The following is a 26,238-nucleotide window of genomic DNA, read 5'->3' as shown; positions in this document are numbered from 1 at the left end:
CAACGACAATAACAAGAGAACACACCATGCCATTTCGCCGTACCCTTCTGGCCGCCTCCCTGGCCCTGCTGATCACTGGTCAGGCGCCGCTGTACGCTGCACCGCCGCTATCAATGGACAATGGCACCAGCGCCATGACCGTGCAGAACAGCAACGCCTGGGTCGAAGTCAGTGCCAGCGCCTTGCAACACAACATCCGCACCCTGCAGGCCGAGCTGGGCGGCAAGTCCAGATTATGTGCCGTGCTCAAGGCCGATGCTTATGGCCACGGTATCGGCCTGGTGATGCCGTCGATCATCGCCCAGGGAGTACCTTGCGTGGCCGTGGCCAGCAACGAGGAGGCCCGCGTGGTCCGCGCCAGCGGCTTCACCGGGCAACTGGTGCGGGTGCGCCTGGCCAGCCTCGGCGAGCTGGAAGAAGCCTTGCAGTACGACATGGAAGAGCTGGTCGGCAGTGCCGAGTTCGCCCGCCAGGCCGATGCGATCGCCGCGCGGCATGGCAAGATCCTGCGTATCCACATGGCGCTCAACTCCAGCGGCATGAGCCGCAACGGGGTAGAGATGGCGACCTGGTCCGGGCGTGGCGAGGCGCTGCAGATCACCGACCAGAAGCACCTCAAACTGGTCGCGCTGATGACCCACTTTGCCGTCGAAGACAAGGAAGATGTGCGCAAGGGCCTGGCGGCGTTCAACCAACAGACCGACTGGCTGATCAAGCATGCCAGGCTCGACCGCAGCCAGCTGACCCTGCACGCGGCCAACTCGTTCGCTACCCTGGAGGTGCCGCAAGCACGCCTGGACATGGTCCGCACCGGCGGTGCCCTGTTCGGCGATACCGTGCCGGCGCATACCGAGTACAAGCGCGCGATGCAGTTCAAATCGCACGTGGCCGCCGTGCACAGCTATCCGGCCGGCAACACCGTCGGCTACGACCGCACCCTGACCCTGGCGCGCGATTCGCGCCTGGCCAACATTACCGTCGGCTACTCGGATGGCTACCGCCGTTCATTCACCAACAAAGGCCATGTGCTGATCAACGGCCACCGGGTGCCGGTGGTGGGCAAGGTGTCGATGAACACGTTGATGGTCGATGTCACCGACTTCCCCGACGTTAAAGATGGCAACGAAGCCGTGCTGTTCGGCAAGCAGGCCGGGGGTGAAATTACCCAGGCCGAGATGGAAGAAATCAACGGCGCACTGCTGGCCGACCTGTACACCGTATGGGGCAGTTCCAACCCGAAGATCCTCGTCGACTGAAACCGCCATTTAAGGGAGATTGCCATGCACTACGCCAAGCTTACCCAACGCATTGCCGGCGACGGGGCTGCCGCCTGGGACATCCACTACCGCGCCCTGGCCATGCAGGCCGAGGGCAAGGACATCTTGCTGCTGTCGGTGGGGGACCCGGACTTCGACACCCCGGCGCCGATCGTCGAGGCGGCCGTCGACAGCCTGCGCGCGGGCCATACCCACTACGCCGATGTACGCGGCAAGCTGGCGCTGCGCCAGGCCATCGCCAACCGCCACCGGCAGCGCAGCGGCCAGGCCGTCGATGCCGACCAGGTGACGGTGCTGGCGGGGGCGCAGTGCGCGTTGTACTGCGTGGCCCAATGTGTGCTGGAAGCCGGCGACGAAGTGATCGTCGCCGAACCGATGTACGTGACCTACGAGGCGGTGTTCGGCGCTTGCGGCGCCACGGTGGTGCCGGTGCCGGTCAAGCCGGAGAACGGCTTTCGTGTGTGCCCGCGCGATGTGGCCGAGCGCATTACCCCGCGTACCCGCGCCCTGGCCCTGAACAGCCCGCACAACCCCTCAGGCGCGAGCCTGCCCCGGGCGACCTGGGAGGCTTTGGCCGAATTGTGTATTGCCCATGACCTGTGGTTGATTTCCGACGAGGTCTACAGCGAGCTGCTGTATCAAGGCGAGCACATCAGCCCCGGCAGCTTGCCAGGCATGGCCGAGCGTACCGCCACGCTCAACAGCTTGTCGAAGTCGCATGCCATGACCGGCTGGCGGGTGGGCTGGGTGGTGGGTTCTGCCGAACTGGCCACGCACCTGGAAAACCTCGCCCTGTGCATGCTGTACGGCTCGCCGGACTTTATCCAGGACGCCGCCGTGGTGGCGCTGGAACAGCAACTGCCTGAGCTGGACGCCATGCGCGAGGCCTATCGGCAGCGCCGTGATCTGGTCTGCGAGCAGTTGGCTGGCTGCCCGGGAATCAAAGCCCTGAAACCCGATGGCGGCATGTTCGTGATGGTCGATATCCGCGAAACCGGGCTCAGCGCGCAGGCCTTCGCCGACCGCCTGCTGGGCAGCCAGGGGGTGTCGGTACTCGCTGGCGAGGCCTTCGGCCCGAGCGCCGCCGGGCATATACGCCTGGGCCTGGTACTGGGCACCGAGGCCCTGACCGACGCCTGCCAGCGCATCGCCCGCTGTGCCCGCGAACTGATGCAGGAGCAGGCCCATGCGTGACTACGCGCGGCTGTACATCGATGGCGCCTGGCAAATACCGGCCGGGCAGGGCATGGCCGAGGTGATCGACCCGGCCACTGAACAAGCCATCGGCCGGGTACCGTTGGGCACCGAGGCGGATGTCGAGCGGGCAGTGGCGGCAGCGCGGCGGGCTTTTGATGGCTGGTCGCGCACGCCTTCCGGTGTGCGTGCCGGTTACATCCGAGCGCTGGTCGCGCAGCTGAAAAGCCGCGCGGCGGAAATGGCTGCGGTCATCACCGACGAACTGGGCATGCCGGTGCAGTGGTGCCAGGCGGTGCAGGTGGAGGGGCCGATCGCCGGCCTGGAACAATACGCCGAGCTGGCCGGGCTGATGGATGAAGTGCGCGAAGTCGGCAACTCGCTGGTGTACCGCGAGGCGGTTGGCGTGTGCGCGTTCATCAACCCGTGGAACTACCCGCTGCACCAGCTGATCGGCAAGCTGGCGCCGGCCTTGGCTGCCGGTTGCACGGTGGTGGTCAAGCCCAGCCAGGAGACACCGCTGCATGCGTTTGTGCTGGCCGAGATGGTCGAGGCCATCGGCCTGCCGGCCGGGGTGTTCAACCTGGTCAGCGGCCCGGGGGCCAAGGTCGGCGAGGCGCTGGCCCGGCACCCGCAGGTGGACATGGTGTCGTTCACCGGGTCCACCGGCGCCGGGGTGCGGGTGGCCCAGGCGGCCGCGCCGTCGGTTAAACGGGTGTGCCTGGAGCTGGGCGGCAAGTCGCCGTTTCTGATTACCGCCGATGCGGACCTGCACGCTGCGGTGCGCCATGGGGTGCAGGACGTGATGATCAACTCGGGGCAGACCTGCACCGCCCTGACGCGCATGCTGCTGCCGGTCAGCCGCTATGCAGAAGCGCTGGAAATCGCCGAGGCCGAGACTCGCGCGCTGCTGATGGGCGACCCGCGTGACCCGGCCAGCTTCCTCGGGCCGATGTGCTCCGCCGGCCAGCGGCGCACGGTGCTCGACTATATCCGCCTGGGCCAGGAGGAGGGCGCACGCTTGCTGTGCGGTGGTGCCAGCGCCGGGTTCGAGCGCGGGTTCTACGTGGCACCGACGTTGTTCGCCGATGTCGACAACCGTATGCGCATCGCCCAGGAGGAAATCTTCGGCCCGGTGCTGTGCCTCATTCCCTATGCCGACGAGCGCCAGGCGCTGGCCTTGGCCAATGACTCGCCGTTCGGCTTGTCCAGCGCCGTGTGGGCCGGCAGCCGCGAGCACGGCCTGGCTCTGGCCCGGCAGATCCGGGCCGGGCAGTGCTTCATCAACGGTGGCGGGTTCAACTACCAGGCGCCGTTCGGTGGCTACAAGCAATCGGGCAACGGCCGTGAGTGGGGCGAGGAAGGCCTGGCGGAGTTTGTCGAGGTCAAGGCGGTGCAGTGCTGAACCGCAGCTGCAAGACACCCTGTTTCGTGTAAGGAGAATATTTGTGAATGTACTGATCGTCCACGCTCACCCTGAGCCGCAATCGTTCACCGCTGCCCTGCGTGACCAGGCCGTGGATACCTTCCGCGCCCAGGGCCATCAGGTGCAGGTCAGCGACCTGTACGCCATGGGCTGGAACCCGGTGGCCAGCGCTGATGACTTTACCCAGCGCGAGAACCCCGAATACCTGGTGTATGCGCTGGAGCAGCGCCAGGGCGTGAAGCGCGGCGCCATTGCCGCGGATATCCAGCAGGAGCTGGACAAGCTGTTGTGGGCGGATCTGCTGGTGCTGAATTTCCCGATTTTCTGGTTCTCGGCACCGGCCATGCTCAAGGGCTGGATCGACCGGGTGCTGGTGTCGGGGGTGTGTTACGGCGGCAAGCGCTTCTACGACCAGGGCGGCCTGGCGGGCAAGAAGGCGCTGGTGAGCGTGACCCTGGGCGGCCGTGAGCACATGTTTGGCGAAGGGGCGATCCACGGGCCGTTGGAAGACATGCTGCGGCCGATATTGCGCGGCACGCTGGCCTATGTCGGCTTCGATGTGCTGCCGCCGTTCGTGGCCTGGCATGTGCCGTACATCAGCGAGCAAGCGCGGCAGGGCTTTTTGCAGCAGTACCGGCAGCGTCTGGAGCAGCTGTCGGACGACCAGCCGCTGGTGTTTCCGCGGCTGGCGCAGTTCGACGAGGCGCTTTACCCACTGGGGTGATTTCCTGCACTGGCCCTATCGCCGGCAAGCCAGCTCCCACAGGGACTGCATAGACCTCAAGCCTCTATGCAGTCCTGTGGGAGCTGGCTTGCCGGCGATAGGGCCAGTGGCCTTGACCCAAAATTCACCTGCCAGAAAAACGACCACCCACACATTCGGGGTATGTCCCGCTGGGGCAAATCCCTCGATAGTGCATCCATCGGCTCGATCCGGAGCACTCACACGATGGAGTTGCCATGCGCAAGGTACTGAAGGTGATTGGCGGTCTGCTGCTGGTGTCTGGCGCCAGCCTGGCCCAGGCGGCAGAGGTGGACAACGGTAATACGCTGCGGCTGTACAACTGGACCGACTACATCGGCGAAACCACCCTGGCCGACTTCGAGAAGGCCACCGGCATCAAGGTTATCTACGACACCTTCGACGGCTACGAAACGGTGCAGACCAAACTGCTTACCGGCCGCTCCGGCTATGATCTGGTCATGCTCAACGCCTCGCTGGTGCCACCGCTGATCAGCGCTGGCGTATTCCAGGCACTGGACAAGCAGCAACTGCCCAGCTGGCACAACCTGGATGAGCAGGTGATAAGCAACCTGCAAGGCTACGACCCTGGCCTGAAATACTCGGCGCCCTACACCTGGGGCAGTTCGGGGGTGACCTACAACGTCGACAAGATCACCGCACGCATGCCCGATGCCCCCATCGGCTCGCTGGCCATGCTGTTCGATCCCAAGATCGTTTCACGCTTTGCCGACTGCGGCGTCACCTTGATGGATGCGCCCACCGAAGTCATCCCGCTGGCCCTGCAATACCTCGGCAAGGATCCGCGCAGCGCCTCGCCGGCAGACCTCAAGGCAGCCGAAAAGCTGCTGCTGGGCATCCGCCCATACATTCGCAAGTTCGACTCGGTCAACTACCTCACCAGCCTGCCCAATGGCGACGTCTGCCTGGCGCTGACCTGGTCCGGCGACTATGCCACCGCCCAGGCCCGCGCCGTGGAAGCGAAGAAGGATATCAAGCTGTCGTTCTTCATCCCCCAGGAAGGCTCGCTGATCTGGTTCGACAACCTGTACATCCCCAAGGATGCACCCCACGCGGCCAACGCCCACCGTTTCATCGAATTCCTGCTGCAACCGCAGACCATGGCCAAGGTCACCGACTACATCCACTACGCCAACAGCAACGCCGCCGCCACCGCGCTGGTGCGTGACGAGATCCGCCAGGACCCGGCCATCTACCCCGACGCACCCACTCGCGAGCGGCTGTTCACACAGAAAACCCAGAGCCCCAAGGACATGCGTGCCATCACCCGGGTCTGGAGCACGGTCAAGACCGGTTTCTGAACACTGCCCAACGATTCCCGCCAAGGAGCTGCCCATGGCCACCCCAAGCAAAGCATTGAACATTGCCCACGACCCGCTGGTGGAAGCCGACAAGGCCCACTACATGCACGGCTACCACGTGTTCGACGAGCACCGCGAACAAGGCGCGCTGAACATCGTTGCTGGCGAGGGCGCCTACATCCGCGACGCCCACGGCAACCGCTTCCTTGATGCCGTGGGCGGCATGTGGTGCACCAACATCGGCCTGGGTCGCGAGGAAATGGCCCTGGCCATCGCCGACCAGGTGCGTCAGCTGGCCTATGCCAACCCGTTCTCGGACATGGCCAACGACGTCGCCATCGAGCTGTGCCAGAAACTTGCCCAGCTGGCCCCCGGTGACCTTGACCATGTGTTCCTCACCACCGGCGGCTCGACCGCGGTCGACACCGCCTACCGGCTGATCCAGTACTACCAGAACTGCCGCGGCAAACCGCACAAAAAGCACATCATCGCCCGCTACAACGCCTACCACGGCTCCACCACCCTGACCATGTCGATCGGCAACAAGGCCGCCGACCGGGTGGCGGAATTCGACTATCATCACGACCTGATCCACCACGTCTCCAACCCCAACCCGTACCGCGCCCCGCACGACATGGACGAGGCCGAGTTTCTCGACTTTCTGGTGGCCGAGTTCGAGGACAAGATCCTGTCGCTGGGCGCCGATAACGTGGCAGCGTTCTTCGCCGAACCGATCATGGGCTCGGGCGGGGTGATCATTCCGCCCCAGGGCTACTTCCTGCGCATGTGGCAGCTGTGCCAGACCTACGACATCCTGTTTGTCGCCGACGAGGTGGTGACCTCGTTCGGGCGCCTGGGCACGTTTTTCGCCAGCGAGGAACTGTTCGGCGTCACCCCCGACATCATCACCACCGCCAAGGGCCTGACCTCCGCTTACCTGCCGCTGGGCGCGTGCATTTTCTCTGCGCGGATCTGGCAGGTGATCGCCGAACCGGGCAAGGGTCGCTGCTTCACCCATGGTTTCACCTACAGTGGCCACCCGGTGTGCTGCACGGCGGCGCTGAAAAACATCGAGATCATCGAGCGCGAGCAATTGCTCGATCACGTCAAGGATGTTGGCGGATACCTCGAACAACGCCTGCAGAGCCTGCGCGAGCTGCCGCTGGTGGGCGATGTGCGCTGCATGAAGCTGATGGCCTGCGTCGAATTCGTCGCCGACAAGGCCAGCAAGGCGCTGTTCGCCGATGATGTGAACATCGGCGAACGCATTCACAGCAAGGCCCAGGCCAGAGGACTGCTGGTGCGCCCGATCATGCACCTGAACGTGATGTCGCCGCCGTTGATCATCACCCATGCGCAGGTGGACGAGATCGTCGACACCCTGCGCCAGTGCATCATCGAAACCGCGCGCGAACTCACCGCGCTTGGCCTGTACAAGGGCCGATGAACCTGGCGCACAGGGCTGTGCGCGGGCGTGCCTGGCAGGCTAGACTGCCGGGCATGACCCAGGCCACCCCCGACACCCCGCTTACCCTCACCCTGGGCGCGCTGCAGCAATGGCATGCGGCATTGCAGCGCGCGCTGGCACACAGCGAAACGCCCGATGCGCTGGCGCATGTGGCTGCGGCCATCGGCCAGCTGGTGCAGGTCGAGTCGATGATGATCAGCCTGGAATGCCAGGGGCGGGCGCCGCAGTTGCTGTACCAGCAAGGCATCCCCGAACTGCACCGCGCCGCCGTGCTGGAGCGCTACTTCAGCGCCGGTTACCTGCTCGACCCGTTCTGCCTGGCGGTGCAAAGCGGCCTGGCCGAGGGTTTCTACCACCTGCAGGAAATCGCCCCCGACAACTTTTTCGACAGCGACTACTACAAGGCCTATTACCTGGGCACCGGCTGCAGCGAAGACAGTTACTACATTGTCGACGTCAGTGCCGGGCGCAAATTATCGCTGAGCCTGTTCCAGGGGTGCAGCGGCACACCCCTCGGTGCAGCGCAGATCGACCTGCTGCGAGCGGTTGAGCCGATGGTACGCGAGCTGCTGGGGCGCTATGCCCGGCATAACCTGGCAGCCGGCAACCCATCGGTCGAGCGCGGCACCCTGCAGGCCGCGTTCGACAGCTTCGGCTGCCAGGTGCTGACCGACCGCGAGCGCGAGGTGGCGCACATGATCTTGCGCGGGCACTCGGTGAAGTCCACGGCGCTGCAACTGGGTATCTCGCCGGAGACGGTGCGCATGCACCGCAAGAACCTGTACCTGAAGCTGGAGATCAACTCGCAGTCGGAGTTGTTTGCGCGGTTTATCGACTGGTTGCGCGGCGATCACCTCGCAACCTAGAGGCTGATACGTTCATTTCAGGTACAACTCAGGCCCTGTAGGAGCGCGTTCACCCGTGAGCAGACCGTTACGGGCGGCACAGCATGCGCGGGCAAACCCGCGCCTGCATCGAGTGCGTGGAGCAGACCTCAAGCCACATCCACCAGCACTATCTCGCTATCCTCGATGGCGGTTACCCGCAGTACCTGCTCCTGCTCGATCGCCACACCATCGCGTGCCTTGGCCCGCAGCCCGTTTATTTCCACCAGCCCCTTGGCTGGCACCAGGTAACCCCGGCGTGCAGCATCGAAGCGATACTCGGCGGTTTCACCGGCACGCAAGGTGGCGGCCACCAGGCGCGCATCGGTGCGAATCTGCAGGCTGTCCTCGTCACCGGCACGGCCGCTGGCCAGGGTGACGAAGCCTTCGCCTCGCTCGCCTTTGGGGAACGGCCGGCTACCCCAGATCGGTGCATCACCGGTGCGCTCCGGCACGATCCAGATCTGGAAAATGCGGGTGTCGATGTCTTCCAGGTTGTACTCGCTGTGCACGATGCCGCTACCGGCGCTCATTACCTGCACGTCACCGGCTTCGGTACGGCCTTTGTTGCCCAGGCTGTCCTGGTGAGTGATCGCGCCTTCACGCACATAGGTGATGATTTCCATGTCGCGGTGCGGGTGCGGCGGGAAACCGCTGCCGGCGGCAATCAGGTCGTCGTTCCACACCCGCAGGTTGCCCCAGTGCATGCGCGCCGGGTCGTAGTACTCGGCAAACGAGAAATGGTGGTGGGCATCGAGCCAGCCGTGGTTGGCGTGGCCGAGGCTTTCGAACGGTCGCAGTTGCAGCATGGTCGTGCTCCTTGAATCAGTGGAATGACGCCATGATGCGTGAAATAAACATCGAAAATAAGCGTAAATATCGGCTGAAAATGATCAGATCTATCGATTGTTTTTGCCGCGCGTTTTATCCGCTTCATCGCCTAATCCACTGATCTGCAAGCATTCGCTGGCGATTTTTGACCGATGCGGCGAACATGCCCGCTGATTTTGTTTTTTCAACGGAGTGACCGTGGCCCACGAGCAACCCCTGGCTCCCGCCGACCTTGCCCCTCCCGCCCAATTGCCCTGGCTTCGCCGCCTGGCCGCGCGCTTGTTGGGACGTGGACTGACCCGCCTGCAGGCGCAGCACCGCGACTCCTGGTTCCTGGGCCATGCCACCGGTCAGCGCAGTGGCCACGCCGATGGCGTGCACGAAGGCTTCGAGCGCGGGCGCCTGGAGGGTTATGAAGCCGGGCGCCAGGTGCTGGTGATCCGCGATACCCGCCCCGATGTCGCCGCGGTACCCGGCCAGGACGACAACCTCTTCGACGACTGGCGCCTGCCGTTGACTGCCGAACTGAAGAAGCGCTTCAAGGCTGATGTCGCCCAGCGCCTGCCGGCCGAGGCGCAACCCAGTGCGGCGCAATGGAAGCTGATTTTCAGCGACACGCCGTCCACCTGCGTGGTGGCCGGCGCCGGGGCCGGCAAGTCGACTTCGCTGGTATTGCGCATCCTGCTGTTACGCCATTACCTGGGCTACGAGCTGGATGCGATGACCGTGGTCACCTTCACCCGCGAGTCGCGCAAGGACTTCATCAAGCGCCTGTTGCAGGTGTTCGCCCTGTGGCAGATCAACGTACAGCCGGTACAGGCCCGCGAGCTGGTGCGCACCTTCCATTCGCGCATCCTGCCGCTGGTGCGCAGCCTGCCTGGCTTTGGCCAGGTGCGGGCGTTCGAGACGCTGGGCAACGAGATGCCTGCCGGACGCGAAGCCGAGGCCGACAGCAACCCGTTCGACCTGCGCCTGAACGATGCCCAGCGCCAGCAGCTCAACCAGTGCTACAGCAGCCTGCTGGGCGAAAGCCCGCGCTTCGCCGAGCTGGTCGGCCTGTTGCGCGGCGAGGCATTGCAGCTCAAGCCGCTGGACCCCAACAACCCCGACGTGCAGAAGCGCGCGCAGGTGACCCAGTTGGCTGCCCAGCGCGACGAAGAACTGTGCGACGTCATCGAAGACCTGTGGTTTGCCGCTGGCGCCTGGCCGATCAAGGGCATCGAGCCCAGCCGCGAAACGGTCGAGATCCGTGGCAGCCGCTTCCATGTGCATGGCCGGCTGGCCGGGGACGGGCCCCTGGTGGTGCTGGGCTTCGACCCGGCGCAGAGCGCGCAGTACCAGCGCCCTGGCGCCAAGCTTGCGGTGCGCGCCGAATGGGCCGTCAAGCGCACCTTGCTGCAGGCGTTCTGCGACCGGCCGCTGATCTGGCTCGACAACTACGCCATGGCCCGGCGCCTGGCAGCTTCCCTGGCTGGCGATGCCGTGGCAGGCCCTGGCTTCGAGTACAAGGTCAAGGGCGAGCTGGCCCCTGCGCCACTGCTCGATGCATTTGTCGGCGCGGCCAACTTCATCGAAAACCTCGGCCTGGACGTGAACACAGCCGTGGCGGCAATGAGCTTTCCGTCCGGCGACAGCGATGCGCTGTTCTTCGAAGCCCTGGCCTTGTACTGGAAAGCGCTGGAAGGGCACCTGCTGGACCAGTCGCCGCCGGTGATGAGCTACAACCGCATGTTCGCCCTGTTCGGCGAGAACAACCCGGAAAACCTGCACCTGCTTCCCGACCCGTTGCTGCGCCCGCTCGCGCACCTGATGATCGACGAGTTTCAGGACGTCTCGCCGCAGATCGTCAGCTGGCTGCGCGCCAGCCTCGCCGAAATCCGTCGGCGTGGCCCGGCGATGCACACCGGTCGACATGCCCAGCATTCGTCGCTGCTGTGCGTGGGCGACGACTGGCAGTCGATCTATGGCTGGCGCGGCAGTTCGCCCAAGTACTTCATGGAGTTCACCAAGGCGTTCCCGTCACCGGCCAACACGCGGGTGATGATGGTCGAGAACTACCGTTGCCAGCAGCAAGTGATTGATGCGGCCGAGCACCTGGTCAAGGGCACGCCGGCGATCACCGGCAAGAAAGCCCGGGCCAGTGGCCCGGCGGCAGAACTGCCAGGCTCGCCGGTGAAGGTGTTCGACCGTGACGAGGCCGCCCTGGGTGAAACACTGCTGGAGCATTACCAGCGTGGCGAGACAGTGATGATGCTGTACCGCAAGGGCAGCGACAGGGCGCTGATGAACGATCACCTGCAAGGAGTGTTGAATGCCGAGGCGGCATTGCCGGTCGAACAGCGCCGACTGCGTCAACTGACTTACCACAGCGCCAAGGGGTTGCAGGCCGATGCGGTGTTCATGCTGGGCGACTGCCAGTACCTGACCAGCTCGCCCTACAAGAACCAGGTGTACCGCCAGGCCGGGCTGGGCAAGCCTGGAGATGCGCAGCCGTTCGACACGGCGCAGAAGGACGAGGTGCAGCGCCTGGCCTATGTGGCGGTGACGCGGGCGGTCAGGCAGTGCTACTGGCACGTCGAGGCTGGCAACGGCGAGGCGGCCGCCGCACCTCGTGCGTCGAGCCAGGTGGATGGCCGGCAGGCCTTCTTCGAAGACTTGCGCGGCCAGTGAGGCTCAGTCCCGGTCGTTAGGGTCCTGCTGGGCCGTCAGGCGCTGGTACAGAGCGTCTTCCTCCGCCTGGCGGCCGTCGACCAGCTTGTCGAGCGCAGCCTTGTATCGACGGCTGTCAAGGTCCACGCGTGGCAGGCTGCCGGTTTCGTCCGGCATGGCCTCGGGGAGCACGCTGTTGAGCACCGCGAGTACCGGCTCATCCAACGTCGTTACCGCTTCGCTTTCAGGATCGAGGCAGTACTGCAGATAGTCCATGCCCCGGTACCACGGCTCATCCAGCGAGGCGAAGCGTTGGCTGAAGCGCTGCCTGATGAAGCGTCGCCAGCCTGGCTGCGCGCCTATCCAGGTTCGGCGTGCGGCTGCGTCGTCGTCCAGCGCTTCCACTGCCGCTTCGACATTGTCGACTGTGGCGTCGGAGATTTGTGCGTGCGTGAAGTACAGCATGTCCTGGCTGGGCTCTGGAAACTCGAGGCGTTGCGCGAGTGCCTGGCGCAACGCCAGGCGGATCTCGATGTCGTCCAGGCCGCCCTGCTGCAGTTGATCATGGGTGAAGTCGTCCAGCGGGTCCGGAATGAACTCGGGACGAACTGCTGGCCTTGTTGCCACAGGTGCGCTTTCCCACTGGGAAATTGCGTTGGCCTGCTCCAGGCGCGCAAGGTAGATACGTGCTGCCAGGGCATTGACTTGATCGCGACGGAATAGCTGGCGATAGAACTGGAACAGGCGTGGCCCCTGGATCTCTGTTTGCTGAATTTCCTCGTGGACCAGCACCTCGACCTGCAAGGCGCTGAACCCGTCAGCGCCGGCGTCGCCACAGGTGGCAGGAAAGTCCCCGGCACGCTCGTTCAAGCGTTCGAGTAGCGCGTGATCCTCGCCGGCCGCTTGCAGCAGCTGCCATACCTGAGCTGTCAGCACTTGCGGGTTGTGCTGGGCTTGGGCAGAGATCCCGACACGTGCGATCACCTCACGTAGCGACGGGTTGGCACCGTTTTCGAACAGGCCATCCCACAATGCCTGTTGCGCCGCGGATGCACCGGCAAGCCAGTTCACAGCATCGTCGGGCGCAGCGAAAGCACTGTGCTCCAGCACCGCTACACCGCTGGTTTGCAACGGGTGCGCTGTTTCAGGTACCAGGTCGTTGAAGTGGAAACCCCATTCGTGATCCAGGTGGGTCAGCAGGTTTTGGGTGTAGGCGCTGTCGAGGATCTGGGGCAGCTCAGGCAGGTCATGGATATTGTTGTTGCTGAGTTCAAGGGCGCGCAAGGCGTAGTCGTCACGGTTCATGAGTGCAGTGAGGTCAGCGGGCCAGGCACTCAGGTTGCACTCGGTCAGCGTGAGGGTGCGCAGACGATGCAGGTTGCTCAGCCGCGGGGGAATCGTGAGCGGGTTGTAGGAAAGGTCCAGCCCGAGCAGATGCTGCATCTGGTCGAAACGGGCCGACATTGTAGCGTCCAATGTAATGTTGTTGTCGCTGAGGTTCAGTTCTTGAAGGGGCAGGCGCGTCAATACCTGCAAGTCGGCGTCGGTGATCGCCAGTTGGGTGCCCCTGAAGGAAAGTGAGCTCAGCAGCGTCAGCCTGCCCAGTGCCTGATGTGCGGTCGCGCCCAGTTCGCCCAGCGGGCTGCCGGTCACCAGCAGCCGCCGTAACCGTGGCGCGCCCAGCAACGCGGTGAACACTGCATCGCCCGGCAGGTTGGGGTTGCCTGCCACATGCAGGCTTTCCAATCGTGGAAATGCCGCGAAAAAGCCGGAGGGGAGTGAACGTAACCCAAGGTCCTCGATAACCAGGGTGTGGATGTGGTCGAACGTTGCCACCGGCTGGGGCAGGTCTTGCAGTGCAAGGCCGCCCAGTATCAGCATGTTGCCGCCTTCGCGCCGGGATGCATGGCGCATGACCGTGCCGAAGGCTTCGCGGTTCTCACGCTCCACGCCGTGGGCTGCTGCAGCCCACTCCTGAAGGTTCTGCTCCTGGCTTTGCCGTTGGCGTTGCAGCTGGCCAAGTTGTTCGCTGACATTGCCACGCTGGCGTAACTCGCCGAGCAACGCGCGGCGCTGTTCGCCGGTCAGCGCGGGATAGAATTCTTGCAGGCGGCGCTCTTCGCTGCTCCTGCCGCCACGTCTGATCCATTCGCGCCAGTTGCCCCGCCCGCTAAGGGGATACCCCAAGCGGCCATCGGCAAGGCGCAAGGGCGAACGATAGCCCGGGCGTACCGGTTGCTGGCCAATCAGTCGCCCGGCATGGGAACGGTCGGCGAGTGCAGCTTCCAGCAATGACATTGGGCTGGCGCCAGGGTTCTCTGCCTGCAGCGCTGCAGTCAAGCGCTCGCTGTCGGCATTGGCCAGGCCTTCGCGGTACATGCCCAGCATGGCGCGGTCCAGGCGCAGGTGGGCCTGGTGCCTGCGTGCTTCTTCGGCGATACGTAACGGCACGCGGCCACCCAGCATACGCGTCCGTTCTGCTGCGCTTGCCCGGCTGACGATAGCGTTCAACATCTGGTTCGGCAGGCTGGAAAACTGACGGTGCAATGCCTGTGCAGCTTCCTGCAGCGCGGGCTGCCTGCTTTGATACAGTGCCTGGAACAAAGCACCACGCCTTGCCTCGAGGTGTTCGGCGAGTTGCGCATCAAGGGCACCGGCGCGGGAGAATGGCAGATAGTTGCCGCGCAGTAGCGTGCCGGCGGCCTGATCGTCCATCTGTTGCAGCACGGTCTGGCTCAGCCTGCCGAGCTCGAGGTCGCTTCGGGTCACCTCTATCACCACGGTCGAGGCCTGACTGGCTTTGCCGTAGGTTACCGATTTACCCCAGGGTTCCGGCCCATCGAACACTTTCAGCACATGGTCGGCGGGCCATCCCTGGAGTTCGACCAGGCTGTTCAGCGCATACTGTTTGTTTGTTGGCACTGATAATCCGTGGCGTATGCGGGTGATCAGATTACCCGCCTCCTGGTCGATGACTAGCCGCTCGATGGCGTCGACCAACAGCGGTGGCACGCCGTCTTCATTGATATGGGCATGACGCAGCTGCGCTTCATCGAAACCAGTGCAACGTAGCGCCTTATCCAGTTCGAGGTCACTCAGGGCTTCTGCGTTGGGGCCGATACGCCGAAGCAGCTCCGCCCGATCCCAATCCAGAGGGTGCTCACCGATAGTGCGCCAGGCACCCTGAGCCACATGCCGCACGGTTGGGCGATAGGCCTCGAGGTCTGTCGGGTGGCTGATTCGCCATTGCCCTGAAGCGTCCTGTACCTGCTCGAACAATTTGCCATTCAGACGGATGAAGTGACGCTGCTGGTGAACGTACTGGCCCTGCTCATTGGCCTCCAATGTGTCAGGCAGTTGTACGTCGCTGGCATAGGCATCCAGGGCTGGCTGCCACAAGCGTTCACTGCCTTCATGTTCGATGCGCACCAGCGAGTCGACGAAACGGGACTGTGCAAGCAGTCCAGCGCCTGCACCGGTGGCCGCTATGAGTGCGAGGTTCAGCAGCACCGACTCGAGCTGCGCCGCGGCCTGCACCTTGTCATCGGCCTCCCATGCCTCGATACCTGCAAACACGCTGTGCATCAGCTGCGCGGCGCCAACGGCCAGCATCACGGTATTGAGCCCTGGTATGAACAGTGCCGCCACATTGGCCAGATCCAGCCCTGCCGACAGCCAATGCTCGAACTGTTCCAGGCGGGCGTTGGCATCCACCAGGGCAGTGGGTACCACGAGCGTTGCGGCGTCGGCTTTGAGCCTGTTTGCATGAGTGAGGTACAAATAGGCCCAGGGCGCAGGTGGCAGTTCGGTGGCCTTGTACAGCACGCGCGCAGACGGTTTGGGAAGCGTGGCTGGCAGGTTGGGGGGAAGCAGCTCATCGAAAAGGCTTTCGTGCAGGCGCTTGGCCAGTTGCCCTTGCAGCGACTGAGGTGCGAAACGGATGATCGTCTGCAGTAGCCGCCGATCCTGCATTCGCCGTGTCAGCGCCTTGGCGGCCTCCCCGGTGGAAGGGTACTCGGCGACGGGGCTGTCGTGCGCGCCGGGGATGTAGACGATGCGCGAGGACTCGGTGCTGCCGATCACCAGCACCTCGTGCAAAGGCACCTGGAACAGGTCCAGCCGCCAGCATCTCACTGGTACTTGACCCTCGGCAATTATGGTATCGGCCACGCACAGGCGGTTCACTGCCTGCAGACCATCGCTGCTCAGCTTGCCACGCAATACCGCGATTTGTGCCTGAACCATCAGTTCGTCACGGCTTGCCTGAATGTGCTGTTGCTCGATTTCGGCCTTCTGGCTGCCGTCATGGATAGAGGCCAGATGGTCCTGGTATCGCTTGCCCAAGTCCAGCTCACGGCATGCTTGAATGAAGGTGGCGGGTGTCCAGCCTGTCAGCGGATTGGTGCTGGTTTTACTGTGAAGGAGCAGGCTGTAGGGGCCCGCTTCATCATCAGCGGTGAAGTTGTGCATGGCCGCTTCCAGCAACGACACCTTGCGAGGCTTGCCATCGGGGTCGTACGCGTAGCGTGTCTGCTCGGCTGGTGCGGCAAACCCGGGCTCGCTCTCTGTAGGGAGGAACGGCCTGCGTTTGAACGGCTGGAAGAAATACACGGCCTTATCGACCGGTACTGCGATGCCCAGCCGTTGTTCCAGCAATGGCTTGCAGAAGTCAGGGATGCTTTTCAGCGCCTTGAGCGTCTTGTGCAAGCTTTTGCGGCTGTTGTCACGTTGTGCGATAGCGCTGCGCAGCGCCTGACGTTGGGCTTCTGTTGCGGTCTCATACCAGGGGTAAGGTTCGCCGTTGGCTTGTTGGTAATCCGCGCGAAGGGTGTTCAGCATTGCGCTGACCTGCGGGCTTGGCGTGTGCCGCGACCAGTAAGGCAATGTGCGTTCGATCTGGCGCAGGTGGTAGGGCGTTGCGGCTGTCATGGTGTGGCTCCTGTCAGGGTGAGGGGCCATTGCATGCCAGGCAAGGCGTGAAGCGGCGGTAGTTAGTTAGCCCACGATGTGTCGGTCTCGCCTATGCCAGCGTCGGGCAGGCATCAACGCCGCCGCAGACATCGCGCGAAGGTTGGTTGTCACCGTCTGCCAGGTCTTAGACAGGAAGCCAGCCATGCGCTCATCATCGACACCCAGGGACCACTTGCTGGACAACAACGGCATTGAAATCGCCGTGCGCTGTTGGGGCCCGGAGGACGGCATACCGGTCCTGGCCCTGCATGGCTGGCTGGACAATGCCGCCTCGTTCGACCGGCTGGCACCGCTGCTGGAACACTGTTTCGTGGTCGCCCCGGACCTGGTCGGCCACGGTCGTTCGGACCACCGCCGCCACGACAGTGGCTACTACCTGTGGGAGCATGCCGAAGACATGCTGGCGGTGACCGACAGCCTGGGGCTGCGGCAATTTCATGTGCTGGCCCACGGCATGGGCACCGGGGTGGCGTCGCTGCTGGCGGCGATGACCAGCGGCATCGCCAGCATGACCTTCCTGGATGGCATGGGCGCGCCGTTCACGGTGGCCGAGGATGATCGTGTGCAGCACATTGCCCGCGCCTACCGGCTCAAACGGATGGTGCAGCGCAGCCAGCTGGAGGGCTTTGCCGAGCCGGGCAGCGGCCGCTTCGACGACCTCGACACGGCCCTGGCGCAGCGTCGTGAGCGCCTGGACACCGAGCTGTCGGAAGGCGCCGCGCGCCTGCTGGCCCGGCGCGACCTGCTGCAGCTGGGCGATGGTTATTGCTGGCGGCATGACCCGCGCCTGGTACTGCCCGAGCCCATGCCGCTGACCGAGCGCGAAGCCTGTGACCTGCTTGGCCAGATCAGCTGCCCGCTGTACTTGCTGTTCGGCCGCCAGGGGGCCTTTACCGGCGAGGCCTTTACCCGGCGCCAGGCGGCCTTGCCCGGCCAGGCGAAGATATCCTGGCACCCGGGCGGGCACCACTTTCACCTCGATGCACCGGACCGGGCGCTGGTCGATCAACTGCTGCGTATCCTGACCCGCCACGAAGGGGGAGTGCTGCAACGGTTGGTCAACGAGTAGCTGTTTGTGGTCACGCTGCGTGGACCTGGGCTATGGTGGCGGATGCATGATTACAACCGCCACAAGGAGCCCGGCATGCGACCGTTCGCCGTCAAGCACATCGATCACCTCGTGTTGCGGGTCAGTGACCTGCAACGCAGCGTTGCCTTCTACACCGAGCTGCTCGGCTGCACGGTCAGCCGCGTGCGCGACGACCTGGGCATGGTCCACCTGGCCACGGGCACCGCGATGATCGACCTGGTGACCCTGGACGGCCCGCTGGGCCAGCCTGGCGGTGCGGCACCTGGGGCCGAGGGGCGCAACCTGCATCATTTCTGCCTGCGCATCGAGCCGTTCGATGAGCCGGCGTTGACGGCATACCTGGAGGCAGCGGGGGTGAAGGTGGAGCCTGCCGAGCAGCGCTACGGCGCCGAAGGCGAGGGGTTGTCGCTGTACTGCTACGACCCGGATGGCAATCAGGTCGAGCTGAAGGGGCCCATACCCGCCGCCAAGGCAACATGAGCAACCTGCACCGCGCCGAGCACTGGGTCGATACCGCCGAGGGCAAGCTGTTCGCCCGGGAATGGCTGCCGCCGCAGGCACCGGTGGTGCCCATTGTCCTGTTGCATGACTCGCTCGGTTGCGTGGCGCTGTGGCGCGATTTTCCAGCCCAGCTGGCACATGCCACCGGGCGCCGGGTGATCGCCTACGACCGCCTGGGCTTTGGCCGCTCCGACACTCACCCGGGCAGGCTGCGGCTGGGCTTTATCGAGGACGAGGCCCAGCAGGGGTTCGCGGCGCTGCGCGAATATTTGGCCATTGGCGACTTCATTGCCTTTGGCCACAGCGTGGGGGGTGGTATGGCGGTTGCCTGCGCGGCGGCGTTTACCGGCCAGTGCGTGGGGCTGATCACCGAGTCGGCGCAGGCTTTTGTCGAAGCACGCACCCTTGCAGGCATACGTGCAGCCGCCTTGCAGTTTGCCCAGCCCGGGCAGATGCAACGGCTTGAGCGCTACCACGGCGGCAAGGCCGAGTGGGTGTTGCGCGCCTGGGTGGACAACTGGCTGGGCGAGGATTTTGCCGGGTGGAGCCTGAATGCCGTGTTGCCGCAGGTGCGCTGCCCGTTGTTGAGCCTGCATGGCGATAACGACGAGTTTGGCTCGCAGGCGCATCCCGAGCGCTTGCTGGCATTGACTGGCGGGCCGGGAGTGATGCGGCGGCTGCCCGGGTGCGGGCATGTGCCGCACCGCGAGCAAGCCGAGACGGTGCTGGCCCAGGTCGTGCAGTTTTTGCGCTGATTGCGTCTGTACGAGCGGCGGCATGGCTATCGCTCATGGCCAGTGGATATCCCGCCAAAGCCGATTATGCTTCAGTTACCTTGCCGCGATCCGAGGCGGCCCGCCTCGTCGTGCTTCGCGCAACCAAAGCAAGCCCTGGGGCCTGGGTGCGACGGTGAAATGGGTATGAGGTACTCCGGCCTGCATGATGACACGACGGAGGCAACCCATGGCGGTTCTCGACAGCGCATCCACGGGCAGTAGCGCGCCCCAACGCGGTATCACCAAGGAGGAGCGCAAGGTCATCTTCGCCTCGTCCCTGGGCACGGTGTTCGAGTGGTACGACTTCTATCTGTACGGCTCACTGGCCGCCATCATCGCCAAGCACTTCTTCGCCGGCGTCAATGAAACCACCTCGTTCATCTTCGCCTTGCTGGCGTTTGCTGCCGGCTTTGCCGTGCGACCGTTCGGGGCCATCGTGTTCGGGCGGCTGGGCGACATGGTCGGGCGCAAGCACACCTTCCTCATCACCATCATCATCATGGGCTTGTCCACCGCGCTGGTGGGCCTGCTGCCCAGCTACGCCTCGATCGGGGTGGCGGCGCCGATCATCCTGATCAGCCTGCGCCTGCTGCAGGGCCTGGCCCTGGGTGGCGAGTATGGCGGCGCCGCCACCTATGTCGCCGAACACGCGCCCAAGGGCCGGCGCGGCTTTTTCACGGCCTGGATCCAGACCACTGCGACCTTGGGGCTGTTCCTTTCACTGCTGGTGATCATGGCCTGCCGCACGGCCATGGGCACCGAAGTGTTCGAGGACTGGGGCTGGCGGGTGCCGTTCCTGCTGTCGATCCTGCTGCTGGCGATTTCGGTGTATATCCGCATGCAGCTCAACGAGTCGCCGGTGTTCCTGAAGATGAAGGCCGAGGGTAACGCGTGCAAAGCGCCGCTGACGGAGTCGTTCGCCCGCTGGGACAACCTCAAGGTGGTGATCATGTCGCTGCTTGGCGGCACTGCTGGCCAGGCCGTGGTGTGGTACACCGGCCAGTTCTACGCGTTGTTCTTCCTGTTGCAGACGCTCAAGATCGAACCGCAGACGGCCAACCTGCTGATTGCCGGTTCGCTGCTGATCGGCACGCCGTTCTTTATCTTCTTCGGCAGCTTGTCCGACCGGATTGGCCGCAAGAAGATCATCATGGCCGGCTGCATCATCGCCGCGCTGACCTACTTCCCGATCTTCAAGGCGCTGACCGAGTATGGCAACCCGGACGTGTTCGTCGCCCAGGAGCAGAACCCGGTGGTGGTAGTGGCTGATCCGGGCCAGTGCGCGTTCCAGTTCGACCCGGTGGGCAAGGCCAAATTCACCAGCTCGTGCGACATCGCCAAGAGCCTGCTGGCCAAGCGTGCCATTCCCTACACCAACCAGGCAGCCGAGCCGGGCAGTGTGACCCAGATTCGCATTGGCGAGCGGGTACTGCAGAGTTTTGATGGCCGCAGCCTGGCGGCGGCGGACTTCAAGGCGCAGAACGACGCCTTTACCGCGACCCTGGGCGGCGCTTTGAGAGAAGCAGGCTACCCGGAAAAAGCCGACCCGGCGAAGATCCATTACCCGATGGTGCTGTTGCTGCTGACCATCCTGGTGATCTACGTGACCATGGTCTACGGGCCGATAGCCGCGTGGTTGGTGGAGCTGTTCCCGGCGCGCATCCGCTATACCTCGATGTCACTGCCTTATCACATCGGCAACGGCTGGTTCGGCGGCTTCCTGCCGACCGTGGCGTTTGCCATGGTGGCAGCCACCGGGGATATCTATTACGGCTTGTGGTACCCGATCGTGATCGCGGTGATGACGGCGGTGCTGGGCATCTTGTTCCTGCCGGAAACCAAGGACCGGGATATTACTTGAGGTGGATACAGGTGGTATCGGTCGCCTACACAGGGAACGCATCAGGGCTGAGAGGTGCTTGCCACAAGATATGCAGCGCCTGTGAGATCGAGCGCCGCCCGCGCGGCGCTCCATCTCACAGGCGCTGAAAATACCGTGGCAAGCACCTGTTAGCCCTGACGCAGCTAGCCAAAGACCACAGGATCTCCTACCCGATGCAGAAGCGGACTTGCCCGCGAAACGGCCACTACAGGCATCCGTCAATCAAAATACCCACGCAGCCCGAACGCATACCCGGTATCCACCCCCGCAGCTTCACCCCGGTTCCAGCGCTTGTTCAACACGAATTCGAACGCCGGCTCGTACACCCCGTCCCGCACCAGCGCACCGGCCAGCACCTCTACGTCATACCAGCCATTGTCCAGCTCGATCATCGGCCGCCCCGGCACCTGATAGCGCGCCAGCAGGTCACCCAAGGTCTTCGGCGTGAAGTGCTGCAGGATGCGCCAGGTGTACAGCATCAGCGCTCCGTGCTCGACCCGCAGCACATAGCCATTGCGCCGGTGCTTTAGCCGGCTGCCAGCTTCACGCAAGGCCGGCGTATGGCCATCGAGGGTGAACAGGATGCGGTAGGGCAGGTTGTCGACCCCGGCCAGGGGCAGCACCACACCCTCGCGCACCGCCTGGTCGCCGCTGTCGTCATGGGTAAATGCATAGGCCAGGTCGTCGGGCAGTTGCCGGTCGCGCTTGAAACGCTCGAGCAGCTGGATGTCGCCGAGCAGGAAATAGTCGACCAGGTCGTTGAGCACTTCGCTGAATTCGTGGCGCATCTGTTTTCCTTGTTTTTGCGCGTGAGGGGCAAGCCGCTAGTGCTTCTGGGCGATCTGGATCAGGTTGCCACAGGTGTCGTCGAATACCGCGACAGTGACTGGGCCCATGGGGGTGGGGGGCTGGGTGAAGTGCACGCCTGCTGCGCACAGCCGGGTGTGTTCAGCCTGGATATCACGCACGCCGAACGAGGTAACGGGGATGCCGTCCTGCTTGAGCGCAGCCTTGTACGCCTTGGCCGCAGGGTGCGCATCGGGCTCCAGCAGCAGCTCGACGCCATTGGGGTCGTTGGGCGAGGTCAGGGTCAGCCAGCGGTGCCGGCCCATGGGGATGTCATGCTTGGGCTCGAAACCCAGTACGTAGTGGTAGAACGCCAGGGCCTTTGCCTGGTCCTCGACAAGAATGCTGGTGACCACGATCTTCATAAGCGCACACCGTATGTCTGGGAGCGATAAGTACCAGTAAAGACGGTCGGGGGCATTTGACCAGTGGCACTGGGCCGCAAACGGTGAAGCCCTGGCTACAAAAATACTGTTCAAGTCCCAGTTAAATCCTTCCTCCGCCGGCACCCACTGGCCAGCTGCCAAGGGGTAAAGTGTCAGGCACGATCCCCGCGCGCCCAGGTCGGCGTCAAAGAGGTACCCGTGGCTGCCTACACCCTGCGACAACTCAAGTATTTCGTCACCACCGTGGAAGCCGGCAGTGTTGCCGAGGCTTCACGCCAGCTGTACATCGCCCAACCGTCGATCTCCACGGCCATCAAGAGCCTGGAAGAAAGCTTCGGCGTGCAACTGTTCATTCGCCACCACGCCCAGGGCGTGTCGCTGACCCCCAGCGGCAAGCGCTTCTATGCCAAGACCAGGTCGCTGCTGCAGATGGCCCACGAATTCGAGCAGAACGCCCTGGCCGACAACGACACCGTGGCCGGGCACATCGACATCGGCTGTTTCGAAACCGTGGCACCGCTGTACCTGCCGCGCCTGATCGCCGGCTTTCGACAGCGCTATCCGGGGGTGGATATCCGCCTGCGCGATGGCGAGCAGCAGGAGCTGATCCAGGGCCTGACCGCCGGCACCTTCGACCTGGCGTTTCTCTACGATCATGACCTGGACGGCACCATCGAGGCCGAGCCGTTGATGCCGCCGCAGAAACCCTACGTGCTGCTGCCTGAGCACCACCGTTTTGCCGGCCAGGCCCAGGTATCGTTGCGCGACCTGTGCCCCGAGCCGATGATCCTGCTGGATGTGGCCCCCAGCCGCACCTACTTCGTCAGCCTGTTCAACGAAATGGGGCTGACGCCGAACATTGTCTTCAGTTCGCCGTCCATCGAGATGGTGCGTGGCATGGTCGGGCAGGGCTTTGGTTTTTCGCTGCTGGTGACCCGCCCGCATTCCGAGTACACCTACGATGGCCAGCGCCTGGCGGTGCTCGACATTGCCGAGCCGGTGGCGTTGTCGGGGCTGGCAGCAGCGCGCTTGAAGCGCGTGCAACTGACCAAGCCGGCCCAGTTGTTCGTCGAGTTCTGCCGGGAAGAACTGGCAAAGTTCTGAAAGCGGCACGCCATGCAGGCTGCGCCATGGCGTGCCGACGGCTCAGGGGTTGACCTGATAACCGCGTCCTTGCAGGCAGCCACTGTAGGCACTGGCATGGGCCTGGGTCTTCGCTTCGTCCTGGCCGCGACGGTCTTGACGACGCTCCTGGCGCTGGCGCATGCCACCCACTGCGGCGCCGGCGGTGGCCACTTCCCCGGCGCGGTTCTGCCGGTACTGCTGCTTGGCATCATCGCTGGCCCGGTCATACAGTTCTTCATGCTGATTACCGCGCACCTGCGCGCCCGCTGCACCCGCGACCGCACCTGCGGTCGCGCCTCGCACCCGGCCACCGACATGGGCACCGCCAGACGCCGCCGTACTGTTCGCAGCGTTGGTGGCGACGGTATTGCAATCGTTGATATCCAGTTGCGTCTGCTGGCTGCTCTGGCCTTTGAGCGGCACCACCGACTGCGCCTGGGCGACAGATGCCAAGCACGACAGCACCAGCAGGTAACTCCACGTGAACGTGCGCATGGCACACCTCCATTGGGCGGAAAGCCCGTTTAACAGGATAGTCCGGTTGTAGTGGATAGCGGGCCACACAAGCGCAAATAGCGAACCGAGGCCGGTGGCCCTTGGCTGAACGCCTGGAGCAAGTCAGCCTTGGCTGGCCTTGCGCAGTGGCACTTCGCGCAGCAGCCAGGACAGCACGAAGGCCACGCTGGTGATCATCCCGGCCAACAGGAACACCCCATGCATGGCGCTTGAAAACGCCTGCAAATATGTCTGTTGCAAGGCTGCAGGCAGGGCATGCACGGCGGCGGGCGAGAGGCTCGCGGCGCCCCCGGCGCTGGCGGCGAACTCACTCCCCAGGCCGCCCAGCAAGGCATGCGAGAACAGCGCGCCGAACACCGAGACACCGATGGCACCGCCAATCGAGCGGAACAACGTGGCCCCAGAGGTGGCAACGCCCATGTGGCGGGGCTCGACGCTGTTCTGCACCGCCAGGATCAGGACCTGCATGACCATGCCCAGGCCGGCGCCCAGCAGGCCCATGTACAGGTTCATCAGCGCCGTCGGGGTGTCCAGCTGCAGCCGGCTGAGCAGGCCCAGGGCAACCACTTGCAGCAGGGTGCCGAGGATCGGGAACACCCGGTAGCGGCCCCAGCGGCTGATCAGCCGACCGGTAATCGCCGACACCACCAGCAGGCCACCCATCAGCGGCAGCATCTGCAGCCCGGCGCTGGTGGGCGTGGCATTTTTCACCACTTGCATGTACAGCGGCAGGAAGGTGACTGCGCCGAACAGCGATACCCCGACGATAAAGCCGATCAGCCCGGCCAGCACGAAGGTGCGGTGGCGGAACAGGTGCAGCGGCATGATCGGCTCGGCGGCGCGGCGTTGTTCGACCACGAACCCGACTAGGCCGAGCAGCGCGAACAGCGACAGGCACAGCATATCCAGCGATTGCCACGCCAGCAGGCTGCCGCCCAGGCTGGTAATCAGCACCAGGGCTCCCAGCGCCACGGTAAGGAAGAACGCGCCGATGTAGTCCACCGTATGCCGCACCAGGGCCACATGCGGGCGAAATACGCCGCCGATCACCAGCAATGCCAGCAGGCCAAGGGGCAGGTTGATGTAGAAGATCCAGTGCCACGACAGGTGCTCGACCAGAAACCCACCGACCAACGGGCCCACCACAGTGGCCAAACCGAACACACCGCCGAACAGTCCTTGATAGCGACCGCGTTCGGCAGGCGGTATGACATCGCCGATGGCGGCCATCGCCACCACCATCAAGCCACCCCCGCCCAGCCCTTGCAGTGCACGGAAGGTGATCAGCTGGGCCATGTCCTGCGCCAAGCCACACAGTGCCGAGCCCAGCAAGAACAGGATGATGGCAACTTGCAGTACACGCTTGCGACCGAACTGGTCGCCGAACTTGCCATACAGCGGCACCACCACCGTCGAGGCCAGCAGGTAGGCTGTGACCACCCACGACAGCCAGCGCAGCCCGCCCAGGTCGCTGACGATGGTCGGCAGGGCGGTGGAAACAATGGTCTGGTCAAGGGCGGCCAGGAACATCACCAGCATCAGGGCTGCCAGCAGCAGCGGGATGGAGGTTTGCGCATGCGTGGCGGCGGGGGAAGTATCAGTGGATATCGGTTGCACGGGGCGGACCTCAACGGAGCGTGGCATGGGCCTGGGCATGTTGCAGACCGGCGTCCTGCAGGCCTGCCAGGGCAAAGCGGTACAACTGGCTCGCAACGGATGCGCTGGGCATTTGCAGGATTTCGTGCAGCGCCCCGGAGCCGCCTCGCGGGCCGATCAGCAACATTGCCCAGGGTGCCGTGACACAGAGGATGCAGCGGGTCAGGGCGGGGTCGTCGACGGGGATGCCGCTGACCTCGCTGAACAGCCCCTTGAGCAGCGACAGGCGCAGGGGGGCCGCGGCCTGCAGGTGCGCCTGGCCATGAGGGCTGGGGGCCAGGATTTCTGCAGCCAGCACGCGCAGGTGCCAGTTGTCCCGCGCCGAAGTGGCCTTGTGCACCACCAGCTCCACCAGCACCCGCAGTTTTTCCGCAGCCGGCTGCGACCCCTGGATGATGCGCTGCAGGTCGCTGAGGTCGAGGAAGCGCTTTCGGGCCTCGTCGAGCACGGCCAGGTACAGGCCATTGCGGCTGCCGAAGTGGTAGTTGATCGAAGCGAGGTCGACATCGGCCTTGGCCGCGACCGCCTTGTTGCTGGCTTCAGCGTGGCCAAGCGCGGCGAACAATTCGCCGGCAGCTTCAAGGATGCGGGTGCGGGTTGCAGCGCCATCCTTGCGGGGTTCTCGAGGGGCGGTGGACATGGCTTGGGCTCTGCGTCTCAAGGTTTGAGCAGAGCGTGGTGCAGGACAAGTTTAAA

The 26,238-nt window shown here is 64.3% G+C and carries 20 protein-coding genes; 13 read left to right on the top strand and 7 right to left on the bottom strand.

Annotation, left to right across the window (positions count from 1 at the left end):
* Window positions 1–26 precede the first annotated feature (26 nt).
* From alr to AC5O5R_RS16745, 7 genes are all read left to right on the top strand, one after another.
* A complete protein-coding gene (gene alr, locus AC5O5R_RS16775; protein WP_172218830.1) occupies window positions 27–1,256 on the top strand; it encodes an alanine racemase in 1,230 nt (409 codons plus the stop codon).
* A gap of 24 nt (window positions 1,257–1,280) precedes the next feature.
* Window positions 1,281–2,471: a pyridoxal phosphate-dependent aminotransferase gene (locus AC5O5R_RS16770; protein WP_172218828.1), complete on the top strand. Its 1,191-nt coding sequence runs from the start codon at window positions 1,281–1,283 to the stop codon at window positions 2,469–2,471.
* Window positions 2,464–3,876: an aldehyde dehydrogenase family protein gene (locus AC5O5R_RS16765; protein WP_172218826.1), complete on the top strand. Its 1,413-nt coding sequence runs from the start codon at window positions 2,464–2,466 to the stop codon at window positions 3,874–3,876. The genes AC5O5R_RS16770 and AC5O5R_RS16765 overlap by 8 nt, the downstream gene beginning before the upstream one ends.
* 43 nt (window positions 3,877–3,919) lie before the next feature.
* Window positions 3,920–4,621, top strand: coding sequence for an NAD(P)H-dependent oxidoreductase (locus AC5O5R_RS16760; protein WP_172218824.1), 702 nt, complete (start codon window positions 3,920–3,922; stop codon window positions 4,619–4,621).
* A gap of 236 nt (window positions 4,622–4,857) precedes the next feature.
* The gene (locus AC5O5R_RS16755) at window positions 4,858–5,961 is read left to right on the top strand and encodes a polyamine ABC transporter substrate-binding protein (protein ID WP_172218822.1); all 1,104 of its coding nucleotides are present in this window, start codon (window positions 4,858–4,860) and stop codon (window positions 5,959–5,961) included.
* A 34-nt stretch (window positions 5,962–5,995) separates the two neighbouring features.
* Window positions 5,996–7,408, top strand: a complete 1,413-nt coding sequence (locus AC5O5R_RS16750) for an aminotransferase (protein WP_172218820.1) — start codon at window positions 5,996–5,998, stop codon at window positions 7,406–7,408.
* 53 nt (window positions 7,409–7,461) lie between these two features.
* Window positions 7,462–8,295 carry a helix-turn-helix domain-containing protein gene (locus tag AC5O5R_RS16745; RefSeq protein WP_256678408.1) on the top strand — a complete coding sequence of 278 codons (834 nt, stop codon included), beginning with the start codon at window positions 7,462–7,464 and terminating at the stop codon, window positions 8,293–8,295.
* Window positions 8,296–8,423: 128 nt separating this feature from the next.
* Here the strand turns inward: AC5O5R_RS16745 and AC5O5R_RS16740 are convergent, their stop codons facing one another.
* A complete protein-coding gene (locus AC5O5R_RS16740; RefSeq protein WP_172218815.1) occupies window positions 8,424–9,122 on the bottom strand; it encodes a pirin family protein in 699 nt (232 codons plus the stop codon).
* Between the two features lie 220 nt (window positions 9,123–9,342).
* On the opposite strand from AC5O5R_RS16740, the gene AC5O5R_RS16735 reads away from it, so the two are divergent.
* Window positions 9,343–11,814, top strand: coding sequence for a UvrD-helicase domain-containing protein (locus AC5O5R_RS16735; protein ID WP_172218813.1), 2,472 nt, complete (start codon window positions 9,343–9,345; stop codon window positions 11,812–11,814).
* A gap of 3 nt (window positions 11,815–11,817) precedes the next feature.
* Here AC5O5R_RS16735 and AC5O5R_RS16730 read toward each other — a convergent pair whose 3' ends face one another.
* On the bottom strand, window positions 11,818–16,722 hold the full coding sequence (locus tag AC5O5R_RS16730; RefSeq protein WP_172218811.1) for an NEL-type E3 ubiquitin ligase domain-containing protein: 4,905 nt from the start codon (window positions 16,720–16,722) through the stop codon (window positions 11,818–11,820).
* Between the two features lie 184 nt (window positions 16,723–16,906).
* Here AC5O5R_RS16730 and AC5O5R_RS16725 point away from each other — a divergent pair, with 184 nt between their 5' ends.
* The 4 genes from AC5O5R_RS16725 (at window position 16,907) to AC5O5R_RS16710 (ending at window position 20,992) form a co-directional block, all read left to right on the top strand.
* Entirely contained in the window at window positions 16,907–17,833 is a 927-nt protein-coding gene (locus AC5O5R_RS16725) for an alpha/beta fold hydrolase (RefSeq protein WP_172218810.1), read from the top strand.
* Window positions 17,834–17,908: 75 nt separating this feature from the next.
* Window positions 17,909–18,334 carry a VOC family protein gene (locus tag AC5O5R_RS16720; RefSeq protein WP_172218809.1) on the top strand — a complete coding sequence of 142 codons (426 nt, stop codon included), beginning with the start codon at window positions 17,909–17,911 and terminating at the stop codon, window positions 18,332–18,334.
* The gene (locus AC5O5R_RS16715) at window positions 18,331–19,110 is read left to right on the top strand and encodes an alpha/beta fold hydrolase (protein WP_172218808.1); all 780 of its coding nucleotides are present in this window, start codon (window positions 18,331–18,333) and stop codon (window positions 19,108–19,110) included. The genes AC5O5R_RS16720 and AC5O5R_RS16715 overlap by 4 nt, the downstream gene beginning before the upstream one ends.
* Before the next feature lie 208 nt (window positions 19,111–19,318).
* The gene (locus AC5O5R_RS16710; protein WP_172218807.1) at window positions 19,319–20,992 is read left to right on the top strand and encodes an MFS transporter; all 1,674 of its coding nucleotides are present in this window, start codon (window positions 19,319–19,321) and stop codon (window positions 20,990–20,992) included.
* Window positions 20,993–21,231: 239 nt separating this feature from the next.
* On the opposite strand, the gene AC5O5R_RS16705 is transcribed toward AC5O5R_RS16710, so the two are convergent.
* Both AC5O5R_RS16705 and AC5O5R_RS16700 read right to left on the bottom strand, forming a co-directional pair.
* Entirely contained in the window at window positions 21,232–21,801 is a 570-nt protein-coding gene (locus AC5O5R_RS16705; RefSeq protein WP_172287428.1) for a hypothetical protein, read from the bottom strand.
* Between the two features lie 36 nt (window positions 21,802–21,837).
* A complete protein-coding gene (locus AC5O5R_RS16700) occupies window positions 21,838–22,224 on the bottom strand; it encodes a VOC family protein (RefSeq protein ID WP_172233557.1) in 387 nt (128 codons plus the stop codon).
* A 219-nt stretch (window positions 22,225–22,443) separates the two neighbouring features.
* On the opposite strand from AC5O5R_RS16700, the gene AC5O5R_RS16695 reads away from it, so the two are divergent.
* Window positions 22,444–23,349, top strand: coding sequence for a LysR family transcriptional regulator (locus AC5O5R_RS16695; protein WP_172287429.1), 906 nt, complete (start codon window positions 22,444–22,446; stop codon window positions 23,347–23,349).
* Window positions 23,350–23,391: 42 nt separating this feature from the next.
* Here AC5O5R_RS16695 and AC5O5R_RS16690 read toward each other — a convergent pair whose 3' ends face one another.
* From AC5O5R_RS16690 to AC5O5R_RS16680, 3 genes are all read right to left on the bottom strand, one after another.
* On the bottom strand, window positions 23,392–23,865 hold the full coding sequence (locus tag AC5O5R_RS16690; protein WP_172287430.1) for a YMGG-like glycine zipper-containing protein: 474 nt from the start codon (window positions 23,863–23,865) through the stop codon (window positions 23,392–23,394).
* A gap of 123 nt (window positions 23,866–23,988) precedes the next feature.
* Window positions 23,989–25,503 carry an MDR family MFS transporter gene (locus AC5O5R_RS16685; protein ID WP_172287431.1) on the bottom strand — a complete coding sequence of 505 codons (1,515 nt, stop codon included), beginning with the start codon at window positions 25,501–25,503 and terminating at the stop codon, window positions 23,989–23,991.
* Window positions 25,504–25,513: 10 nt separating this feature from the next.
* Entirely contained in the window at window positions 25,514–26,182 is a 669-nt protein-coding gene (locus tag AC5O5R_RS16680; protein ID WP_172231766.1) for a TetR/AcrR family transcriptional regulator, read from the bottom strand.
* Window positions 26,183–26,238: the final 56 nt, after the last annotated feature.

Source organism: Pseudomonas sp. 8_5_2 (assembly GCF_059295255.1).
The sequence above is the reverse complement of the archived record's forward strand: the minus strand, read 5'-3'. Positions and strand labels throughout refer to the sequence as shown.